Source organism: Proteus sp. G2673, from assembly GCF_009915125.1.
GTDB classification, from domain to species: Bacteria; Pseudomonadota; Gammaproteobacteria; order Enterobacterales; family Enterobacteriaceae; genus Proteus; species Proteus penneri.
In genome coordinates this window covers 194,914-212,536 of sequence record NZ_JAABLT010000004.1, presented here as the reverse complement: position 1 = coordinate 212,536, position 17,623 = coordinate 194,914, and the positions used below count along the sequence as shown (strand labels likewise).

General features: G+C 37.0%; 19 protein-coding genes. 9 read left to right on the top strand and 10 right to left on the bottom strand.

Annotation, left to right across the window (positions count from 1 at the left end):
• Positions 1 to 7: 7 nt before the first annotated feature.
• Positions 8 to 1,162: a cyclopropane fatty acyl phospholipid synthase gene (gene cfa / locus GWI59_RS01705; RefSeq protein WP_006537049.1), complete on the bottom strand. Its 1,155-nt coding sequence runs from the start codon at positions 1,160 to 1,162 to the stop codon at positions 8 to 10.
• Positions 1,163 to 1,465: 303 nt separating this feature from the next.
• A complete protein-coding gene (gene punC, locus GWI59_RS01700) occupies positions 1,466 to 2,683 on the bottom strand; it encodes a purine nucleoside transporter PunC (protein WP_109847608.1) in 1,218 nt (405 codons plus the stop codon).
• A 118-nt stretch (positions 2,684 to 2,801) separates the two neighbouring features.
• On the opposite strand from punC, the gene punR reads away from it, so the two are divergent.
• The gene (gene punR, locus GWI59_RS01695; RefSeq protein WP_006537046.1) at positions 2,802 to 3,704 is read left to right on the top strand and encodes a DNA-binding transcriptional activator PunR; all 903 of its coding nucleotides are present in this window, start codon (positions 2,802 to 2,804) and stop codon (positions 3,702 to 3,704) included.
• 26 nt (positions 3,705 to 3,730) lie between these two features.
• Here punR and purR read toward each other — a convergent pair whose 3' ends face one another.
• Positions 3,731 to 4,756, bottom strand: coding sequence for an HTH-type transcriptional repressor PurR (gene purR, locus GWI59_RS01690; protein WP_072062547.1), 1,026 nt, complete (start codon positions 4,754 to 4,756; stop codon positions 3,731 to 3,733).
• 267 nt (positions 4,757 to 5,023) lie between these two features.
• Here purR and cydH point away from each other — a divergent pair, with 267 nt between their 5' ends.
• Positions 5,024 to 5,107 (top strand): cytochrome bd-I oxidase subunit CydH, encoded by an 84-nt coding sequence (gene cydH / locus GWI59_RS17640; protein WP_109400341.1) that lies wholly within the window; start codon positions 5,024 to 5,026, stop codon positions 5,105 to 5,107.
• 135 nt (positions 5,108 to 5,242) lie between these two features.
• Here the strand turns inward: cydH and sodB are convergent, their stop codons facing one another.
• Together sodB and GWI59_RS01675 are read right to left on the bottom strand one after the other, a co-directional pair.
• On the bottom strand, positions 5,243 to 5,821 hold the full coding sequence (gene sodB / locus GWI59_RS01680) for a superoxide dismutase [Fe] (RefSeq protein ID WP_072062546.1): 579 nt from the start codon (positions 5,819 to 5,821) through the stop codon (positions 5,243 to 5,245).
• 284 nt (positions 5,822 to 6,105) lie between these two features.
• Positions 6,106 to 6,921, bottom strand: coding sequence for a sulfite exporter TauE/SafE family protein (locus GWI59_RS01675; RefSeq protein ID WP_161723857.1), 816 nt, complete (start codon positions 6,919 to 6,921; stop codon positions 6,106 to 6,108).
• A gap of 405 nt (positions 6,922 to 7,326) precedes the next feature.
• Between GWI59_RS01675 and GWI59_RS01670 the strand changes: the two genes are divergently transcribed.
• A complete protein-coding gene (locus tag GWI59_RS01670; RefSeq protein WP_006537039.1) occupies positions 7,327 to 7,668 on the top strand; it encodes a Grx4 family monothiol glutaredoxin in 342 nt (113 codons plus the stop codon).
• A 121-nt stretch (positions 7,669 to 7,789) separates the two neighbouring features.
• On the opposite strand, the gene rnt is transcribed toward GWI59_RS01670, so the two are convergent.
• Both rnt and gloA read right to left on the bottom strand, forming a co-directional pair.
• Entirely contained in the window at positions 7,790 to 8,428 is a 639-nt protein-coding gene (gene rnt, locus GWI59_RS01665; protein ID WP_006537038.1) for a ribonuclease T, read from the bottom strand.
• A gap of 95 nt (positions 8,429 to 8,523) precedes the next feature.
• A complete protein-coding gene (gloA, locus tag GWI59_RS01660; RefSeq protein ID WP_036937247.1) occupies positions 8,524 to 8,931 on the bottom strand; it encodes a lactoylglutathione lyase in 408 nt (135 codons plus the stop codon).
• 184 nt (positions 8,932 to 9,115) lie between these two features.
• On the opposite strand from gloA, the gene GWI59_RS01655 reads away from it, so the two are divergent.
• Both GWI59_RS01655 and slyA read left to right on the top strand, forming a co-directional pair.
• Positions 9,116 to 9,355 carry a DUF1289 domain-containing protein gene (locus GWI59_RS01655; RefSeq protein ID WP_072062543.1) on the top strand — a complete coding sequence of 80 codons (240 nt, stop codon included), beginning with the start codon at positions 9,116 to 9,118 and terminating at the stop codon, positions 9,353 to 9,355.
• A gap of 450 nt (positions 9,356 to 9,805) precedes the next feature.
• Positions 9,806 to 10,234, top strand: a complete 429-nt coding sequence (slyA, locus tag GWI59_RS01650) for a transcriptional regulator SlyA (RefSeq protein WP_006537035.1) — start codon at positions 9,806 to 9,808, stop codon at positions 10,232 to 10,234.
• Between the two features lie 303 nt (positions 10,235 to 10,537).
• On the opposite strand, the gene GWI59_RS01645 is transcribed toward slyA, so the two are convergent.
• Positions 10,538 to 11,005 carry a glycine zipper 2TM domain-containing protein gene (locus tag GWI59_RS01645; protein ID WP_006537034.1) on the bottom strand — a complete coding sequence of 156 codons (468 nt, stop codon included), beginning with the start codon at positions 11,003 to 11,005 and terminating at the stop codon, positions 10,538 to 10,540.
• 222 nt (positions 11,006 to 11,227) lie between these two features.
• On the opposite strand from GWI59_RS01645, the gene anmK reads away from it, so the two are divergent.
• The 4 genes from anmK (at position 11,228) to pdxY (ending at position 15,437) form a co-directional block, all read left to right on the top strand.
• Complete coding sequence (anmK, locus tag GWI59_RS01640) at positions 11,228 to 12,340, top strand: anhydro-N-acetylmuramic acid kinase (protein ID WP_161707017.1); 1,113 nt, start codon at positions 11,228 to 11,230, stop codon at positions 12,338 to 12,340.
• Positions 12,341 to 12,383: 43 nt separating this feature from the next.
• Entirely contained in the window at positions 12,384 to 13,037 is a 654-nt protein-coding gene (pdxH, locus tag GWI59_RS01635) for a pyridoxamine 5'-phosphate oxidase (RefSeq protein ID WP_072062542.1), read from the top strand.
• Between the two features lie 132 nt (positions 13,038 to 13,169).
• Positions 13,170 to 14,444, top strand: a complete 1,275-nt coding sequence (gene tyrS / locus GWI59_RS01630; protein ID WP_072062541.1) for a tyrosine--tRNA ligase — start codon at positions 13,170 to 13,172, stop codon at positions 14,442 to 14,444.
• Between the two features lie 123 nt (positions 14,445 to 14,567).
• Positions 14,568 to 15,437: a pyridoxal kinase PdxY gene (gene pdxY / locus GWI59_RS01625; RefSeq protein ID WP_072062540.1), complete on the top strand. Its 870-nt coding sequence runs from the start codon at positions 14,568 to 14,570 to the stop codon at positions 15,435 to 15,437.
• Positions 15,438 to 15,527: 90 nt separating this feature from the next.
• On the opposite strand, the gene gstA is transcribed toward pdxY, so the two are convergent.
• Together gstA and fabI are read right to left on the bottom strand one after the other, a co-directional pair.
• Positions 15,528 to 16,139: a glutathione transferase GstA gene (gene gstA / locus GWI59_RS01620; protein WP_006537028.1), complete on the bottom strand. Its 612-nt coding sequence runs from the start codon at positions 16,137 to 16,139 to the stop codon at positions 15,528 to 15,530.
• 624 nt (positions 16,140 to 16,763) lie between these two features.
• Complete coding sequence (gene fabI / locus GWI59_RS01615) at positions 16,764 to 17,552, bottom strand: enoyl-ACP reductase FabI (RefSeq protein ID WP_006537026.1); 789 nt, start codon at positions 17,550 to 17,552, stop codon at positions 16,764 to 16,766.
• Between the last annotated feature and the right edge of the window lie 71 nt (positions 17,553 to 17,623).

Here is a 17,623-nt window from a genome sequence, read left to right as displayed (position 1 = left end):
GAAAAAATCAACGTGGAATTTGTAAACCGCCAATCTGTCCTTTAGGGCTTAACATAATTTGCCATAATTGAATATCTCTGGCTCTAAATGCACCTGCACACGCATTTAGATAATAGCTAAACATGCGTTTAAAACGAGGCGTGTAATTTGACTCAATATCTGGCCAGCAGGCTAAAAATCGTTGATACCATGCCATTAAGGTTTTATCGTAATCAGCACCGAAATTGTGCCAATCTTCCATTACGAATTTACCGTCTATCGCACTTGCAATTTTTTGGATGGAGGGTAAACAACCATTAGGAAATATATATTTACTGATCCAACTATCTACATTCACTTTATCGCGATTAGAACCTATGGTATGCAATAAAAACAGACCATCTTCCTTTAAATTACGACGAACCACATCAAAATAGGTTTCATAGTTTTTAGGTCCTACATGTTCAAACATACCGACTGAAACGATACGATCAAATTGTTCATGTAAATCGCGATAGTCTTCTAAAATAATATTAACATCAAGTCCTTGGCATCGTTCTTGTGCCAATTTCTGTTGTTCAATAGAAATAGTAACCCCTGTGACAGAAACACCAAAATGTTTTGCCGCATAAGCAGAAAGTCCTCCCCAACCACAGCCAATATCTAGTAAGGTCATTCCTGGTTTTAGATCTAATTTTCGGCAAATTAAATCTAATTTATGTTCTTGGGCTTGTGCTAGATTATCGGCCTGTTTCCAGTATCCACAGGAATATTGCATATTAGGGTCAAGCATAGCGATAAATAAATCATTACCGAGATCGTAATGTTCTTTACCTACCATCCAAGCTCGTTTTTGTGTTTGTAAATTGAAAAGGCGTGCTGTCGCAATTCTGAAAATATCATGTAGATTTTTAGGAAGTTTGTTTTCAAGGCCCGCACGTAAAATTTTATGAAAAAATATATCTAGTCGTTCACAATCCCACCAGCCATCCATATAGCTTTCACCGAGTCCAAGTGAACCTTGCTGTAATACTCTTTTATAAAAATTTTGATTATTAACTTGAATATCATAAGGTTCTGAACCATTAACTCGAATATCAGCATGAGTTAATAGTTCGATAGCAATCCTTTTATAAGGATCATTGGAGGTCTTTCGGCCTTCTTCTACACAAGATGTACTCATAAATTCTCCGGCGTAAACTAAGCGGGTTTAGAGACATAAACTAAGAAAGAATGTGCGTAGATAGATAGTATTAAAATAGTATTGTGTTCAATATGAATTGAACGGATAGAATTAATAAAACAACTAATCTCACATAATCAGCGAATAATTTGTTTAATGCCTCAAAATCCGAAAGAAAATAGATAAAGCGCAGTTAAGCGTTTAGATAAGTATAGGTATGTGAATTATTTTTCTCTATAAAATAAAACGGCCATTTTTTATAAAATAGCCGTTTTGAGAATTATCTTAAAATAAAAGGGGGAGTTATTCAGTTGCTTGAACTGTGTGTTTGGCAACAGATTTATTACGCTGAATAAAGTAACCAACTGCCATTGGGATCGCTGTTAACGCCATAATTGCAGTAGTGTTAATTAGGGGATGCTGGCTGATAAATGCAGACACGATAAAACTTGCTAAACTACAAAGACCCAGTTGTAGCGCATTTTGTAATGCGGCTGCTTTACCACTGATTTCAGGATAAGCCGATAAAGCATTAGATACAGCGATTGGATAGGAAGCGCCATTCATTGCAGCCATAATACAGAACGGAATTAAGATCGTGGTTAATGTTGGCTCAGTAAATTTAGCAACAAGGTATAATGCAGTCATACTAACAGCATAACCAATTAATAGCAGTGGTAATAATGTTTTACCCGTCATTTTTGATAGTAAAATACGACAACCATAGCCACCGACCATAAAGGCAATAGTTTGTGGAATATAACTTAAACCAATATCCTGCGGAGAGTAGCCCATTTTTTCAAGAATGATTGGTGAGCCAGCTAACCAAGCAAAGAAACCTGCACTACAAGACGCGTAAACTAATACGTTACCAGTGTAGAGCGGGGATTTTAATAAAGTCATAAATGAGGCTGAAGATTGGTTTGCATCTGTGACGGATTTTTGTTTAATGTTTTTTAGCATTAATGTCGGTAACATCAAAACTAAAGTTACCGCCATTAACAGCATGAAAATCATACGCCAGCCACCATGGTTTAATAATGATGCACCGATCAAAGGCGCAAGTGCTGGGGATAACGCAACCAGTGGCATAATTAAAGCAAAAACGCGCTGAGCGCGAGATTCATCGAAACGGTCGATGACAAGAGCTTGCCAAATAACAGCTGCAGAACAGACACCAAAAGCTTGTAAGAAGCGCATCGCAAGTAAACCTGTCGCACTTTCAACCCACAACATGCCAAGGCAGCCTAAAGAGAAAAGGCTTAACCCAATAAGAAGAATAGGTTTTCGACCTACTTTGTCAGAAAGTGGTCCCCAAAGTAACTGAGCAACAGCAAAACCAAATAAAAAGATACTTAAGCTATTACTGATAGCGCCTTCGCTGATAGCGAGTTCACGCTGCATCATACCGAATGCAGGCAAGTACATATCAATTGCTAAGTAACCTAGCATACTCAAACCAGCTAGGTACACCATGAAGCTCATAGGTGTTTTTGATTGTGTGGACGTTTTAGTATTCATTTTATTTTCTATGCTATGTGATGTAGAACATTTTATGTATTGTAACTAAGACTTATTTTACTTGTGAAACGGGAATATTTGGTTAATGCTGTGAAAAATTTTCAAAGGAATAAACTCTATGTGGTCAGAATACTCTTTAGAAGTTGTTGATGCAGTTGCAAGAACAGGAAGTTTTAGCTCAGCTGCGCAAGAATTGCACAGAGTGCCATCCGCCGTTAGTTACACTGTTCGGCAATTAGAAGAATGGCTTGCCGTTCCTCTGTTTGAGCGCCGTCACCGTGATGTAGAATTAACCGATGCAGGTAAAATTTTCATCAAAGAAGCACGATCTGTTATCAAAAAAATGAATGACACCCGACATCTATGTCAACAGGTTTCCAATGGGTGGCGTGGTCAATTTAGTATAGCAGTTGATGGCATTGTTAAACCCGAAAGAACACAACAACTTATTCTCGATTTTTATCGTCATTTTCCTGATATTGAGTTGTATGTTTACCCAGAAGTGTTTAATGGGGTGTGGGACTCCTTAGTTAATGGTCGTGTTGATTTAGCCATTGGTGCAACAAGAGCGTCACCGATTGGTGAACGTTATAGTTTCAGGGATATGGGTTTTATGCCTTGGCGCTGTGTTTGTCATGTTGATCACCCATTAGCTAAAGCGGAACACCCACTAACGGATGATGAAATGCGACCTTATCCTAGCTTATGTTTAGAGGATACATCACGTAGTTTACCAAAGCGTGACACTTGGGCGTTAAATAACCAACGTAGAATGGTTGTACCAACATGGGATATGGGGCTTGAATGTTTGTTGGCAGGATTATGTGTAGGAATGGTGCCTTGGCATCGTGCTGAGCCATTGATAGTTCAAGGAAAGTTAGTTACTTTGCAACTGGCACAGCCATTGCCAGACAGCCCATGCTGCCTGACGTGGGTCGATAAAAGTGAATCGCCTGCTTTGACATGGTTGTTAGATTATCTTGGAGATAGCCAAACCTTAAATGAGGAATGGCTTCGCTAGAAATCAGATAGCTGGATAAATAAGAATTAACGGCGGTAGTCGATAAAAGGACCGTCGGCAACTGAACGGCGCTCAACTAATCGCGGATGAACTTCGATTGTTTGGGCGTCTTCGCGTTTATTAACGATGCGATCAAGCAACATTGATAATGCCATTTGGCCTAAACGCTCTTTTGGCTGATGAACGGTTGTTAGCGCAGGTGTAAAATAACGTGCATTACGAATATTGTCGTAGCCCACAATAGAAATATCTAAAGGAACACGCAGGCCAAGTTCATCCGCAGCGCAAATTGCGCCCATTGCCATGACATCACCACCACAAAAAACTGCAGTAGGGCGCTGTTTTTGGTTTAGCATTTGATACATCGCTTTATAACCAGATTCAGGTTCAAAGTCACCTTGTACAATCCACTCATCTTTTACTGTGATTTTGGCTTCTTCCATAGCTTTTAGAAAGCCCTGTAGACGACCACCACCAGTGTTGCGCTCTAATGGTCCAGGAATAATACCGATATCGCGATGACCACGCTCAATAAGGTAACGACCTGCGATATAGCCACCATGGAAAGCGTTATCGATAATGGTATCAGTAAAGTCACCACGCGCTTTTCCCCAATCCATGACAACCATGGGAATATTACGATAGCCTTCTAAAAGAGTCAGAAGGTGATCAGGATATTCAGAACACATGACTAATAATCCATCAACACGTTTTTGTGCCAGCATGGCTAAATACGCTTTTTGCTTATCAAGATTGTTATGTGAGTTACATAAAACCAGTGTATAGCCTTTGCTATAACAACTATTTTCAACTGCTTCAATCACCTCAGCGAAGTAAGGAGCTTCACTGGACGTGGCTAATAGGCCAATAGATTTGGTGTGATTGACTTTCAAACTACGCGCAACGGCACTTGGCGAATAATTTAATTCTTTTATAGCGGCCCAAACTGCTGCTCGTGTGTTCTCAGCAACAAAACGGGTTTTGTTGATCACATGAGAAACAGTCGTGGTTGATACGCCTGCGCGTTTTGCCACGTCTTTTATTGTTGCCATGGTGTGGAAAACTCCTGACCTTCATTGGTCTCTTTTATCTAATTTTATGGTTTAACTGCCAGTATAGTCATACATAGGGCAAACACTGGCAATAATTTAGCGATTAGCTGTGAATTTTGTATGATCTAGCTCAAAAGTGAAAGTATTAATCAATGTTATAAATTGTGCACTAGTCGCTATTTTAACAAATTCTGATATGTGATAATAATTAACCATGACAAGGTTATGGTTAATTATGTGTATTATAATCATTTTGAGGGAGAATAGATGGATACGGATCTGAAATTTGGTTTGAGTACAGCAGTAGCAGCGCTGGTTATGATTGTTATTTTTTCTACTCTGCTTTTCTAATCATGTTTTAATAAGTACTGGATTAATTTAAGTAATAGATTATCGAATACTGAATATAACAAAGGGCTCAAGGCCCTTTGTTATTATGTCATCAAAAATGAATCTCAATCATTCACCTTTGATTATCAATCTAAATTAAGCAAGGTTAGCTTCAACAAATGACCAGTTAACCAATGCCCAGAACTCTTCTAAATATTTAACACGTGCATTGCGGTAGTCGATATAGTAAGCATGTTCCCATACGTCTACAGTTAATAGTGGTTTATCTGCACCTGAAACTGGCGTTGCCGCATTAGAGGTGTTAACAATTGCAACTGAACCGTCAGCTTTTTTAACTAACCAAGTCCAACCTGAACCGAAGTTTTTTGCTGCGGCATCATTAAATTGCTTTTTGAATTCTTCAAAAGAGCCAAATGCCTTGTTGATAGCATCAGCAATTTTACCTGTTGGTGCACCACCTGCATTTGGTGCTAAGCAGTTCCAGTAGAAAGTGTGATTCCATACTTGTGCCGCGTTATTGAAAATACCACCATCGGTAGACTTGATGATTTCTTCTAAAGATTTACTTTCTAAATCAGTACCTTTAACTAGGTTATTTAAATTAGTTACATAGGTTTGGTGGTGTTTGCCGTAGTGATATTCTAAAGTTTCTTTAGAGATATGTGGCTCAAGAGCATCTAACGCATAAGGTAATTTTGGTAATTCGAAAGACATTGCGTACTCCTTTAAACTATCTATTTCGGGTTTTGTGCCTGAAATCATTCCATCAAAACCATTTGAATCGATAGAATGAGGCAAATGAATCACTAATTTGTTACTATTTTGCTAATTATTTTAACAAAAATTCATTGAAATAACAGCTAAATATCTTTTATCTATAGTTATAAGCCATATAGATTAGTTATACTCATAAGAGTATAGCTCACTGAGCAACTCGTAAAGCAGTAAAATAATGGCTGTAATCAGAGCCTAGATTCTCTAATTGTGGCATATTCTGCTTATTCCATTATCAATGTGTACATCATTTTCACTACGACTAAGAATAGAAATAATGCAAATATTTGACGAACCCTTGGGATAGGGAGGCGATAAGCAACTTTCACACCGATAGGGGCGAAGAGAATGCTAGTAATACTTATTCCGATAAAGGCAGGTAAGTAGATAAAACCGAGGTAATAGTCATCAATATTTGTTTGATTCCAGCCATAGATAATACCCATGATGGTGCCTATAGCAGCGATGATGACACCAATCATTGAAGAGGTTGCAATACATTTACGTGTATTAAATCCCCAATGACTTAAAAGAGGAATAGTGATAGTACCACCAGCAATACCGATAAAACTGGATATAAAGCCAATTAAAGAGCCACCACTTGTTAACGCAGGTTTTGAAACAATAGGATCTTTCACGTTTTCAATACGTTCAGCTTCTTTCTTTTTAGTTAATAATCCATAGATGGTATATACCATGAAAATGCAGAACACGATTTGTAATATCGTGTTTGACATTTTTTGTACCAGAAATGTCCCAACAAGCATACCGATGATAGTGCCGATAGATAATAGAGGAAATTGCTGCCATAAAATGGCTTTATGTTTGTTATGGGAATACGCTGAAGATGCTGTAGAAAATATAATCACAGAGAATGAGGTAGATAAGGCAATTTTCATCACCATATCTATTGGAATAGCTTGTTGACTCACTACATACATAACTACCGGAACAATGATTGCACCGCCTCCTATGCCAAGTAGCCCAGCAAAAAAGCCAGTAATACATCCTACTACAAGAAACAGCAAAATCATGTCCATAGTTAATACTCATCAGGTTTTATAACAAACCTATTTATATACATTATATCCTTTTAAGAAGGTAGCGTTTTATCTTAATGTATTGATTATGAAATTTAATGTGTTGGTTTTAATGTAAAAGTTGCTTTTTTCTTCTTCAATATAAAGGATAGTTAGTGATTGTGTCAGCAGTAAGAGGAAAAGAGTAAAATGAAGCACAGTCGTAACCATCTGTAACGTATTGACTCATTTTTTATGTTTCATGGTGTGTTTTTTATCAGTAATCCCATGGTTTAATACCAACTCATTGTTTTATATCGATAACTAAACTTATATAGAGCTTTCTTATATAAAGTGGTATTCTTCTTTCATGTTTTCTTCAATATAAAACATACTGAATATAAAAAGGCTGTAAGGACTTAATAAATGACGACTATTGAAAAAATTGAACGCCAGATCAACGAAAACCCAATTATTTTATACATGAAAGGTTCACCAAAATTACCAAGTTGTGGTTTTTCTGCTCAGGCAGTTCAAGCTATCTCTGCTTGTGGTGAGCGTTTTGCGTATGTTGATATCCTGCAAAACCCAGATATTCGTGCAGAATTACCCAAATATGCACACTGGCCAACCTTCCCACAATTATGGGTAGATGGTGAATTAGTTGGTGGATGTGATATTATTTTAGAAATGTATCAGCGCGGTGAATTACAGAAGTTATTAAAAGAGACTGCTGATAAATATCGTGGTGAAGAAGAAGCACAGTAATTAAATTTTTATCGTTTCGCTATTGAAACGCATAAAAATAATGAGTTCTTCAAGAAAAAGCCAGTTCATTAATAAACTGGCTTTTTCTATTATTCATACATGTATCAGCGAAATTATGGCTTCAAGGTGTAGGTAATGGCCATCCACCCAGTTTTTTCCAGCGGTTAACTAATTCACAAAAAAGTAATGATGTGCGATTAGTATCATATAATGCACCATGCGCTAATTTGCTATCAAAAGGAATGCCAGCGGTGATGCAGGCTTTAGCTAAAATTGTCTGTCCTAATACCAACCCACTTAAAGCCGCAGTATCAAAGGTGGCAAAAGGGTGAAAAGGATTACGTTTTAATCCAGCACGTTCAGCCGCAGCCATGACAAAGCTGTGATCAAAATTTGCATTATGAGCCACAATAATGGCGCGATTACAATCTGCATCCTTCATTCCTTTACGTACCATTTTAAAAATAGCATGCAAAGCTTCATATTCACTGACTGCGCCACGAAGTGGATTTGTTGGATCAATGCCTGTAAATTCTAAGGCAGCAGGTTCTAAGTTAGCCCCTTCAAAAGGTTCAACATGAAAATGTAATGTGTTATCAGGTTTTAGCCAACCTTGTTCATCCATTTTTAATGTAATAGCGGCGATTTCAAGTAAACCGTCTGTTTTCGCATTAAATCCACCTGTTTCAACATCAATAACTACAGGGTAGTAACCCCGAAAACGGTTACAAAGCTTATTGGGATTATTTATATCAGGCATTAAGTTGTACTTATCCGATAAAAATAAAATATCGGAAATTGATAATCAGTAAGGCCAGAAAGATAACATATGTATCTTTCTGGTTTTTATAAAAATTAGTTACCTAGAGCGTGACTTGCACTTTTATTTTCGATGAGCTCGATTTTATATCCATCAGGATCTTCAACAAAAGCAATAATTGTTGAGCCACCTTTTACTGGGCCAGCATCACGGGTAACATTACCGCCAGCTTGGCGAATGGCTTCACAGGTCGCGGCAACATCATCAACACCTAATGCTACATGCCCAAAAGCAGTTCCCATTTCGTAGCTATTTACACCCCAGTTATAGGTTAATTCGATAACTGCACCAGTGCTTTCATCACCATAACCAACAAAAGCTAACGAGTATTTATATTCCTCATTCTCGCTAGTGCGTAGAAGTTGCATACCTAAAACCTTGGTATAAAAGTCGATAGAACGTTGTAAGTCGCCCACACGGATCATGGTATGAAGTACTCGCATATAAACCTCTTGTGTTTTTTAATGATTAAACCCTACAGATAAACTGATGGCGGGGTACTATAACGCGTTAAAGCCCTAAAGTTCAATTTTACTACGCTTTTAACAGTTCAATAAATCATGTTGTGCAGATAATATCTCTATTAACTATACTCTATTGTAACAAACAATAGGGAGGGAAAATCAAATGCAGGAACAATTAGAATTTTTTGATATTCCTAGTCCTTGTATTGGGCGTTGTGAAATGAATATGCAAGGATATTGTGTTGGCTGCTATCGCAGCCGTCAAGAGCGGTTTAATTGGTCAACAATGAATCAACAAGAGAAAAGAAATATATTACGGCTTTGTCAGCAACGTTATTTAAGATCATTAAAGAAATTGGGTTCTACAATTGAAAAAGAAAATAAACAACTCAATTTATTTTAAATATTCTATTTATTTTTTAATATTAAAATAATAATTAACTATCTTTTTAATTCATTATTGTTATTTATTGTAGTTATGATGTTTATTATTTTTTCTTTATTAATCTAAGGTTGATATTTTAAATTGTTACCATGCTGTATTGTTTTTAATTGATTGATTGTAAATGTGTTTTTTTTGCTTCTGCTATTGTCTGTAAAATAATAATTATTATTATGTAAAAAAATATAGATTAGTTTTTATAACAAGGTTATTCTTTATGAACTTTCATGGCTAGAAAGAAATGGTTTAATTATGTCTGGAAAATAATTACTTATCTAATAAATGGGATTATAACTATATTAGTTATTAAAGGTAATGTTTTAATTAAAAAGAATAGGTAAATATCGTATTAAAAATGAATATCTAAACTTTGTAATAAGTTGACTGAAAATGCTAATTAAGGAGAGATAAGTGGAATCAACATTAGGAGCTGATTTAGCGCGTTTAGTTCGATTATGGCGTGCTTTAATTGATCATCGTCTCAAACCATTAAAATTAACTCAAACCCATTGGATTACTTTGTATAATATCAGCCAATTACCTCCAGAGCAGTCACAAATCCAATTGGCAAAAGCGATAGGAATCGAACAGCCGTCTTTAGTGAGAACCTTAGATCAACTGGAAGAGAAAAAACTGATATGTCGCCATACATGTGCAAATGATCGTAGAGCAAAACGTATAAAATTAACAAAAGAATCTGAACCTTTTATTAATGAGGTTTATGCTGTTATAGAAAAAACGAGACGAGAAATATTAGGTGGTATTCAACTAGAGGAAATAGAAAGACTAATAAGTACAATCCAAAAACTAGAAAAAAATATAAATAGGTTAAATGACTAATAATTTCAAATTTAATATATATTCTAATTAAATAATATTAATTATATGATGATAACAATACTCTCAATAATCCAATGTTCAGCTAGAACACAAGTGAATGAGTCACTAGGGACATATAAAATATGCAATTGGTGCGAGTAAACGATATCAATAACACTGAAAATTGACGAGTATATAAAAAAATCATTATATATTCATAATTGTAATAACTAGATTATATATTTTGCTCTCTCTTTAGATTAATTATTATTGGGTCATAAAATAAAACAGGCAACTTTAATGTTGCCTGTTTTTTGTTACTAATTAGCGAGGAGAAACAGTTAAGTTATTTCCATTACCGATAACTGCAACACGTTGACCTTTACTATACACAGTATTATCTGCTTTTTGAACGATAGCGACAGTTCTACCACTATCTAAACGAACTTCAATTTGAACACCCTTAGTCGTATTTAAAGCACCTTGTGCTTGTTGTCCTGCCATACCACCTGCAATTGCACCAGCGGCTGTTGCAAGGTTACGACCTGTTCCTCCGCCAACAGTGTTACCTAACATACCGCCGAGAACGGCACCACCGATAGCGCCTAAAATATTTTCATCGCTACCCGCTTGAATATTGACTGAACGTACAGAAACCACTGTACCATAAGTAATATTTTGAGCTTGTTTGGCTTGACTTGCAGTATAAGTGTCACCTGATAGTGAACTTGTATTCACACAACCAGTAAGTACAGTCATTGTGAAAAGGCCAATAAGTAAATGCTTAAACATAGTCACTCCTAAAGAAAACCTGAGGTAAATTGCTCAGATTATACCAATGTTGTCTATTATCAGTTATAGCTTGTTTTTTGCGTATGTCGAGACTGATTTTAATAATATATAGCTTACTATATAGTAAAAGCCGATAGTAAAAACAGAAGAGATTTCTGAAAAAAAGAGAATATAACATTATATGTTAAAAATTTGCATCATCTTGATTATAAGGAAAAGAACATGATAGCAGGGCGGTACATTGGTGTGATGTCTGGCACAAGCTTAGATGGTGTTGATGTTGTATTAGCTGCAATCAATAATAAGTTCGTTGCACAACAAGAAAATCACTTTCTGCCTTATCCACAGAATCTACGCCAACGAATTTTAGCTATTTGCCAAGGGCAACCGACTACCTTGCATGAAATCGGTCTATTAGATGCTCAGTTAGGTGAACTTTATGCGCAAGCAATCATAGAATTACTCTCAAAAGCAAAGCTTAGCGCGAGTGATATTACGGCGATAGGGTGTCATGGACAAACTGTTTGGCATGAGCCAGAAAGTGATATGCCATTTACTATGCAAATTGGTGACAACAACCGTGTTGCTACACTAACAGGAATTACAACGGTCGGTGATTTTCGCCGCAGAGATATTGCTTATGGCGGACAAGGGGCACCTTTAGTGCCTGCTTTTCATCTTGCCGTATTAGGACATCCTGTTGAAAAGCGTATTATTTTAAACATTGGTGGTATCGCCAATATCTCATTGTTATTACCCGGTATTGCAGTTAAAGGCTACGATACAGGACCAGGAAATATGCTATTAGATAGCTGGAATTGGATCCATAACCAAACACCCTATGATGATAATGGCAAATGGGCTGCGACTGGTACTGTAAACCCAACTTTATTGAAAGATATGCTTTCGGATCCTTATTTTTCGCGTTCAGCACCTAAAAGTACAGGGCGAGAATATTTCAATACACAATGGTTAAATTACCATTTAGCAAGAGTACCTAATGTTTTTCCTGAAGATGTACAAGCAACGCTAGTTGAATTAACCGCGATAAGTATTGCGCAACAGATACAATTAAATGGTGGATGTGAACGTTTACTCGTTTGTGGTGGTGGGGCGCGAAATGGGCAAATTATGCATCGATTAGCTTCACTATTACCCGGTACAGAAGTCGCAACAACGGATAAATATGGTTTAAGTGGTGATGATATGGAGGCACTGGCATTTGCTTGGTTAGCCGCGCGCACTATTGCAAATGAATCAGGGAATTTACCTTCTGTAACAGGGGCATCGAGAGAAACTGTTTTAGGGGCGATTTACCCTACAAATCCTCGTTAAGCGTGATATGCTGAATGCAGTTTCTCAAAAGAGAGAGTGAAAAATGACAGATCTTGATTTTATTGATGTTGCTGATTTACGCCGTGAATATATGAAAGGTGGATTACGACGTCATGAGTTAACTGAACAGCCATTGGTATTGTTTGAGAAATGGCTAAAACAAGCTTGTGAAGCGCGTTTAAGCGATCCTACGGCTATGTGTGTTGCAACTGTTGATGAAAATGGACAACCTTACCAGCGTATCGTGTTATTAAAGCACTTTGACGAACATGGCTTAGTTTTTTACACCAACTTGGGCAGTCGCAAAGCGAGCCATTTAGAGCACAATCAACGCGTTAGTTTATTATTCCCTTGGTATCCATTAGAAAGACAAGTTTGTTTTTTAGGGAAAGCCGAAAAACTGTCTCCTATTGAAGTTATTAAATATTTCCATAGTCGCCCTAAAGATAGTCAAATTGCAGCGTGGGCTTCTCGACAGTCTTCTCGCATTTCCGCAAGAGGCGTGTTAGAAAGTAAGTTTCTAGAATTAAAGCAGAAATTTCAAAATGGGGAAGTGCCATTACCGAGTTTCTGGGGGGGATATCGTGTGACATTTGATTCTGTTGAATTTTGGCAAGGAAGAGAAAATCGGCTACACGATCGCTTTATCTATCAGAAATCACCACAAGGATGGGACATTGAGCGATTAGCACCTTAATAGAGTGTTAATAAATTTGCCTCAAAAAGTCTTTTTCTACTGGTACTTAATGTAGTGGCGCTTTATGCTATACCACTCGTGTTTCACTTATATTTTAAATAGACAAAAAACAATAAACCGATGGAGTCATTGATGTCTAGCAAGAACCTAATCACACAATTGCAGGAGCGTGGGCTAATTGCTCAGGTTACGGATGAGGCAGCTTTAGTCGAGCGTTTGGAGCAAGGTCCTATCGCTCTCTATTGTGGCTTCGATCCTACCGCTGATAGCCTGCATTTGGGGCATTTGGTTCCTTTGCTGTGTTTAAAACGATTCCAACTAGCCGGGCATAAGCCTGTGGCGTTGGTGGGTGGTGCAACGGGTCTGATTGGTGATCCTAGTTTTAAAGCCACCGAGCGCAAACTGAATACCCAAGATACTGTTCACGAATGGGTAGAAAAAATTCGTAAACAAGTGTCACCTTTCTTAGATTTCGACAGTGGTGAAAACAGTGCGGAATTAGCAAACAACTATGACTGGTTTGGTCAAATGGATGTGCTGACATTCCTGCGTGATATCGGTAAACACTTCTCTGTGAACCAAATGATCAACAAAGAAGCGGTTAAACAGCGTTTAAACCGTGACGATGTGGGTATCTCTTTTACTGAATTCGCCTATAACCTATTACAAGCTTATGACTTCGCGTCATTAAATACGCATTTAGGTGTTGAATTACAAATCGGTGGCTCTGATCAGTGGGGTAATATCACTTCAGGTATCGATTTAACCCGTCGTTTCAATCAGAAACAAGTATTTGGTATGACTGTACCATTAATTACTAAATCTGACGGAACTAAATTCGGTAAGACAGAAGGCGGTGCGGTTTGGTTAGATCCTAAGAAAACAAGCCCATACAAATTCTATCAGTTCTGGATCAATACAGCAGATGCTGATGTTTATCGCTTCTTAAAATTCTTTACCTTTATGAGCATTGAAGAAATTAATGCACTTGAAGAAGAAGATAAAAATAGTGGTCAAGCGCCTCGTGCTCAACGTGTATTAGCAGAACTTGTTACAGGTTTAGTTCATGGTGAAGACGGTTTAATCGCCGCTAAACGTATTACAGAAAGCTTATTCTCTGGTGCAATTGCAGACTTAACACAAGCTGATCTTGAACAATTAGCACAAGATGGTATGCCAACAATTGAGTTAGAAAAAGGCAGTGATTTGCAACAAGCGCTGGTTAACGCAGAATTAGTTCCTTCTCGCGGTCAGGCTCGTACAATGATTGGCTCTAACGCAGTTTCAATTAATGGCGAAAAACAAGACAATCCTGAATACATCTTTGAAGAAAAAGATTTCTTATTTGGTCATTATTCTATTTTACGTCGCGGTAAAAAACACTACTGCCTTGTTATCTGGAAATAATTGACAAGTAAAGGGCAGCCGGTGAGTTGCCCTTTTTCTTAATAACAATAAATAAATGTATATACCTCGCCTATGATAATAAAGCTTGGGTGTTGTGTGTATTCACAATAATCGGTTTATGTCATGAAAAATATACTCTCTATTCAGTCTCATGTTGTTTTCGGTCACGCGGGTAACAGTGCTTCTGAGTTTCCAATGCGTCGCATGGGTGTAAACGTTTGGCCTTTAAACACAGTGCAATTTTCAAATCACACTCAATATCCAGAAAAATGGACTGGTTGTGTTATGTCAGCAGAACACATTACTGAGATCGTTGATGGTATTGCCGCAATCGGCAAGCTCTCACAATGTGATGCTGTACTAAGTGGTTATCTGGGATCGGCCGAACAAGGTTTGCGCATTGTTGATATCGTTAAAAAAGTAAAACAAGCCAATCCTAACGCATGGTATTTCTGTGATCCCGTGATGGGGCATCCTGAGAAAGGCTGTATTGTTCCTCCTGCTGTTTCAGGCGTGCTGTGTGAAGATGCATTACCTATTAGCGATATCATTGCACCTAATTTATTAGAGCTTGAAACATTAAGTGGTGGTAAAGCACTTCACAACGTTGATGAATGCCTAAATGCTGCTCGTGAATTGTGTAAACAAGGCCCTAAAATTGTATTAGTAAAACACTTATCACGTGCTGGATATCGTCATGATCGTTTTGAAATGCTGTTAGTAACCGCAGAACATAGTTGGCATGTTAGTCGCCCATTAGTTGATTTTGGTGAGCGTCAACCAGTAGGTGTCGGTGATTTAACTAGTGGTTTAATGCTGGTGGATTTACTCAAAGGTATTGAATTACAAACCGCATTAGAGCACGTTGCCTCAGCAGTTTATGAAGTGATGCTAAAAACAAAAGAGATGAATGAATACGAACTACAACTCGTTGCAGCTCAAGATCAAATGGTGCATCCAACACACCGATTCTGCGCAACACAGCTAGATTAAATCAATCAACTTTTAACAGAAGAAAAAGCGGATATTAATGTGATATCCGCTTTTTAATTGTGTTTAGATTATTTTTTATTGAGTTTTAATTTACTCTTTAATTAACCCTTCAGTGACTAGTGCACTATGTACATTAGGTCGTTGTGCAATGCGTTTTAGGTAATTTTGTAGGTGTGTTAAATCAGTTAAATCTAAACCAACATGCGGTGCCCATTGGCTTAATGTAAATAAATAGGCATCAATAACCGTAAAATGCTCACCACATGCACATTTTTGTTTGCTCAATACATCATTAATATAGGCGAATTTGCTTTTTAATTTAGTTTTAACAATAGGTACATAGCTTTCAGGCGTATCTGGTGAAAATAGAGGGCCATAGCCTTTATGCACTTCACTAGCAAGAAAGTTTAACCATTCAATTTGATGATAGCGTTCTAGTGATTTTGGCGATGCAATTAAATTTCTATCAGGTTTTAAGTCAGCAAGGTATTGAACAATTGCAACACCTTCAGTCAAAATATCACCATTATCTAATTGAAGAACAGGAACTTGGCCTTTGGGATTGATGGTTAGAAAATCTTTCCCCGATTCTGTTTTCTTAGCACGTAAGTCGATTCGTTCTATTGAGAAATCTAAACCAGTTTCACGTAAAACGATATGAGGGGAAAGCGAGCAACTACCAGGCGTGTAGTACAATTTCATATTGAATAGCTCCCTATCAATGAAGTGGTGAATTAACTTACAGATATTAGAATATCTTCACTAAGATAAGATGATAAGTGGTTCTAAGAAATTAGCAAACTCAAATGGTGCGAATAAAAAAGGCTTTTGTAAATTTGTGAACAAAACGATTAATTGATGAAAACACTCGAAAGTAAATGTGCCTTATATTTATAACATATAAGGCGTATTTTATTATGATCCTTCAAAAGAAGATAAAAATGAAATATCAAGGTAATAAATTTTCGTTTTTTTTGTCAACACCGTTTCTTACTAAACTTAATTCAGACTTAATAAAAAATAAAACCACAATAAAAATAATCACACCAATAAGGGAAAAAATATAAAGCAGAAATCTAAATTTCTTCATACATTAAATTCTTTTATTAATATGTGATTATTTTATCGCTAATATAAAGAAAGGATTATAGGAATAAACTAAAAAAGTGAAATTTATCTAACGAGCTATGATATTTAAAATAAAAGAAAAAAGTCAGGTATCAGATAAAAATTTGATAGCTAATAGAATTAAGCGTTAAAACAGTAGAGACAATATAAAAACCAGCCTTAACAGTAAGGCTGGCTTCTATTATTTATATAACAGAATTATTTTAGTTCTAATTCATTCATTGCGGCGATGCTGAAACCACCATCTACATGAACGATTTCACCTGTAATACCACCAGATAAGTCTGAGCATAGGAATGCTGCTGTATTACCAACATCTTCGGTTGTTACAGTACGACGCAGAGGCGTTACTGACTCGCAATGGCTTAACATTTTACGGAAATCTTTGATACCAGATGCCGCTAATGTACGGATTGGACCAGCAGAAATACCGTTAACACGAATACCTTCAGGACCCATAGCATTTGCCATATAACGAACGTTAGCTTCTAAAGAAGCTTTCGCTAGACCCATAACATTATAATTAGGGATTGCACGTTCAGCGCCTAAATAAGTTAGAGTTAATAGAGCTGAATTCGGATTTAGCATTTCACGGCTTGCTTTCGCCATAGCAACGAAGCTGTATGCACTGATGTCGTGAGCAATTTTAAAGCCTTCACGAGTTACTGCATTAACGTAGTCGCCATCTAATTGGTCAGCAGGAGCAAAACCGATAGAGTGAACAAAACCATCATACTTTGGCCAAACTTTTGCAAGTTCTGCGTACATAGTATCGATGCTTTCATCTTTTGACACATCACACTCTAATACGATATTTGAGTCTAATGATGCTGCAAACTCTTCAACGCGTGGTTTCAGTTTTTCATTTTGGTAAGTAAATGCAAGTTCTGCACCTTGGTCACGCATAGCTTTGGCAATACCATAAGCAATTGATAATTTACTAGCAACACCAGTAATAAGAATGCGTTTGCCGGTCATAAAGCCCATAGCTGTATCCTTGTTTTTTCGTAAATCGCGATAATAACATCATTCACAGTTTTATTTATCTGTTAGGTTAT

Coding starts and splice junctions, on each gene's coding strand:
- gloA (WP_036937247.1), bottom strand. CDS start 8,931: ATGCGAGTACTTCATACCATGATCCGTGTGGGCGACTTACAACGTTCT.
- gstA (WP_006537028.1), bottom strand. CDS start 16,139: ATGAAATTGTACTACACGCCTGGTAGTTGCTCGCTTTCCCCTCATATC.
- cydH (WP_109400341.1), top strand. CDS start 5,024: ATGGATACGGATCTGAAATTTGGTTTGAGTACAGCAGTAGCAGCGCTG.
- pdxH (WP_072062542.1), top strand. CDS start 12,384: ATGACAGATCTTGATTTTATTGATGTTGCTGATTTACGCCGTGAATAT.
- GWI59_RS01675 (WP_161723857.1), bottom strand. CDS start 6,921: ATGGACATGATTTTGCTGTTTCTTGTAGTAGGATGTATTACTGGCTTT.
- pdxY (WP_072062540.1), top strand. CDS start 14,568: ATGAAAAATATACTCTCTATTCAGTCTCATGTTGTTTTCGGTCACGCG.
- sodB (WP_072062546.1), bottom strand. CDS start 5,821: ATGTCTTTCGAATTACCAAAATTACCTTATGCGTTAGATGCTCTTGAG.
- rnt (WP_006537038.1), bottom strand. CDS start 8,428: ATGCCTGATATAAATAATCCCAATAAGCTTTGTAACCGTTTTCGGGGT.
- purR (WP_072062547.1), bottom strand. CDS start 4,756: ATGGCAACAATAAAAGACGTGGCAAAACGCGCAGGCGTATCAACCACG.
- cfa (WP_006537049.1), bottom strand. CDS start 1,162: ATGAGTACATCTTGTGTAGAAGAAGGCCGAAAGACCTCCAATGATCCT.
- punC (WP_109847608.1), bottom strand. CDS start 2,683: ATGAATACTAAAACGTCCACACAATCAAAAACACCTATGAGCTTCATG.
- punR (WP_006537046.1), top strand. CDS start 2,802: ATGTGGTCAGAATACTCTTTAGAAGTTGTTGATGCAGTTGCAAGAACA.
- GWI59_RS01670 (WP_006537039.1), top strand. CDS start 7,327: ATGACGACTATTGAAAAAATTGAACGCCAGATCAACGAAAACCCAATT.
- GWI59_RS01645 (WP_006537034.1), bottom strand. CDS start 11,005: ATGTTTAAGCATTTACTTATTGGCCTTTTCACAATGACTGTACTTACT.
- GWI59_RS01655 (WP_072062543.1), top strand. CDS start 9,116: ATGCAGGAACAATTAGAATTTTTTGATATTCCTAGTCCTTGTATTGGG.
- anmK (WP_161707017.1), top strand. CDS start 11,228: ATGATAGCAGGGCGGTACATTGGTGTGATGTCTGGCACAAGCTTAGAT.
- fabI (WP_006537026.1), bottom strand. CDS start 17,552: ATGGGCTTTATGACCGGCAAACGCATTCTTATTACTGGTGTTGCTAGT.
- tyrS (WP_072062541.1), top strand. CDS start 13,170: ATGTCTAGCAAGAACCTAATCACACAATTGCAGGAGCGTGGGCTAATT.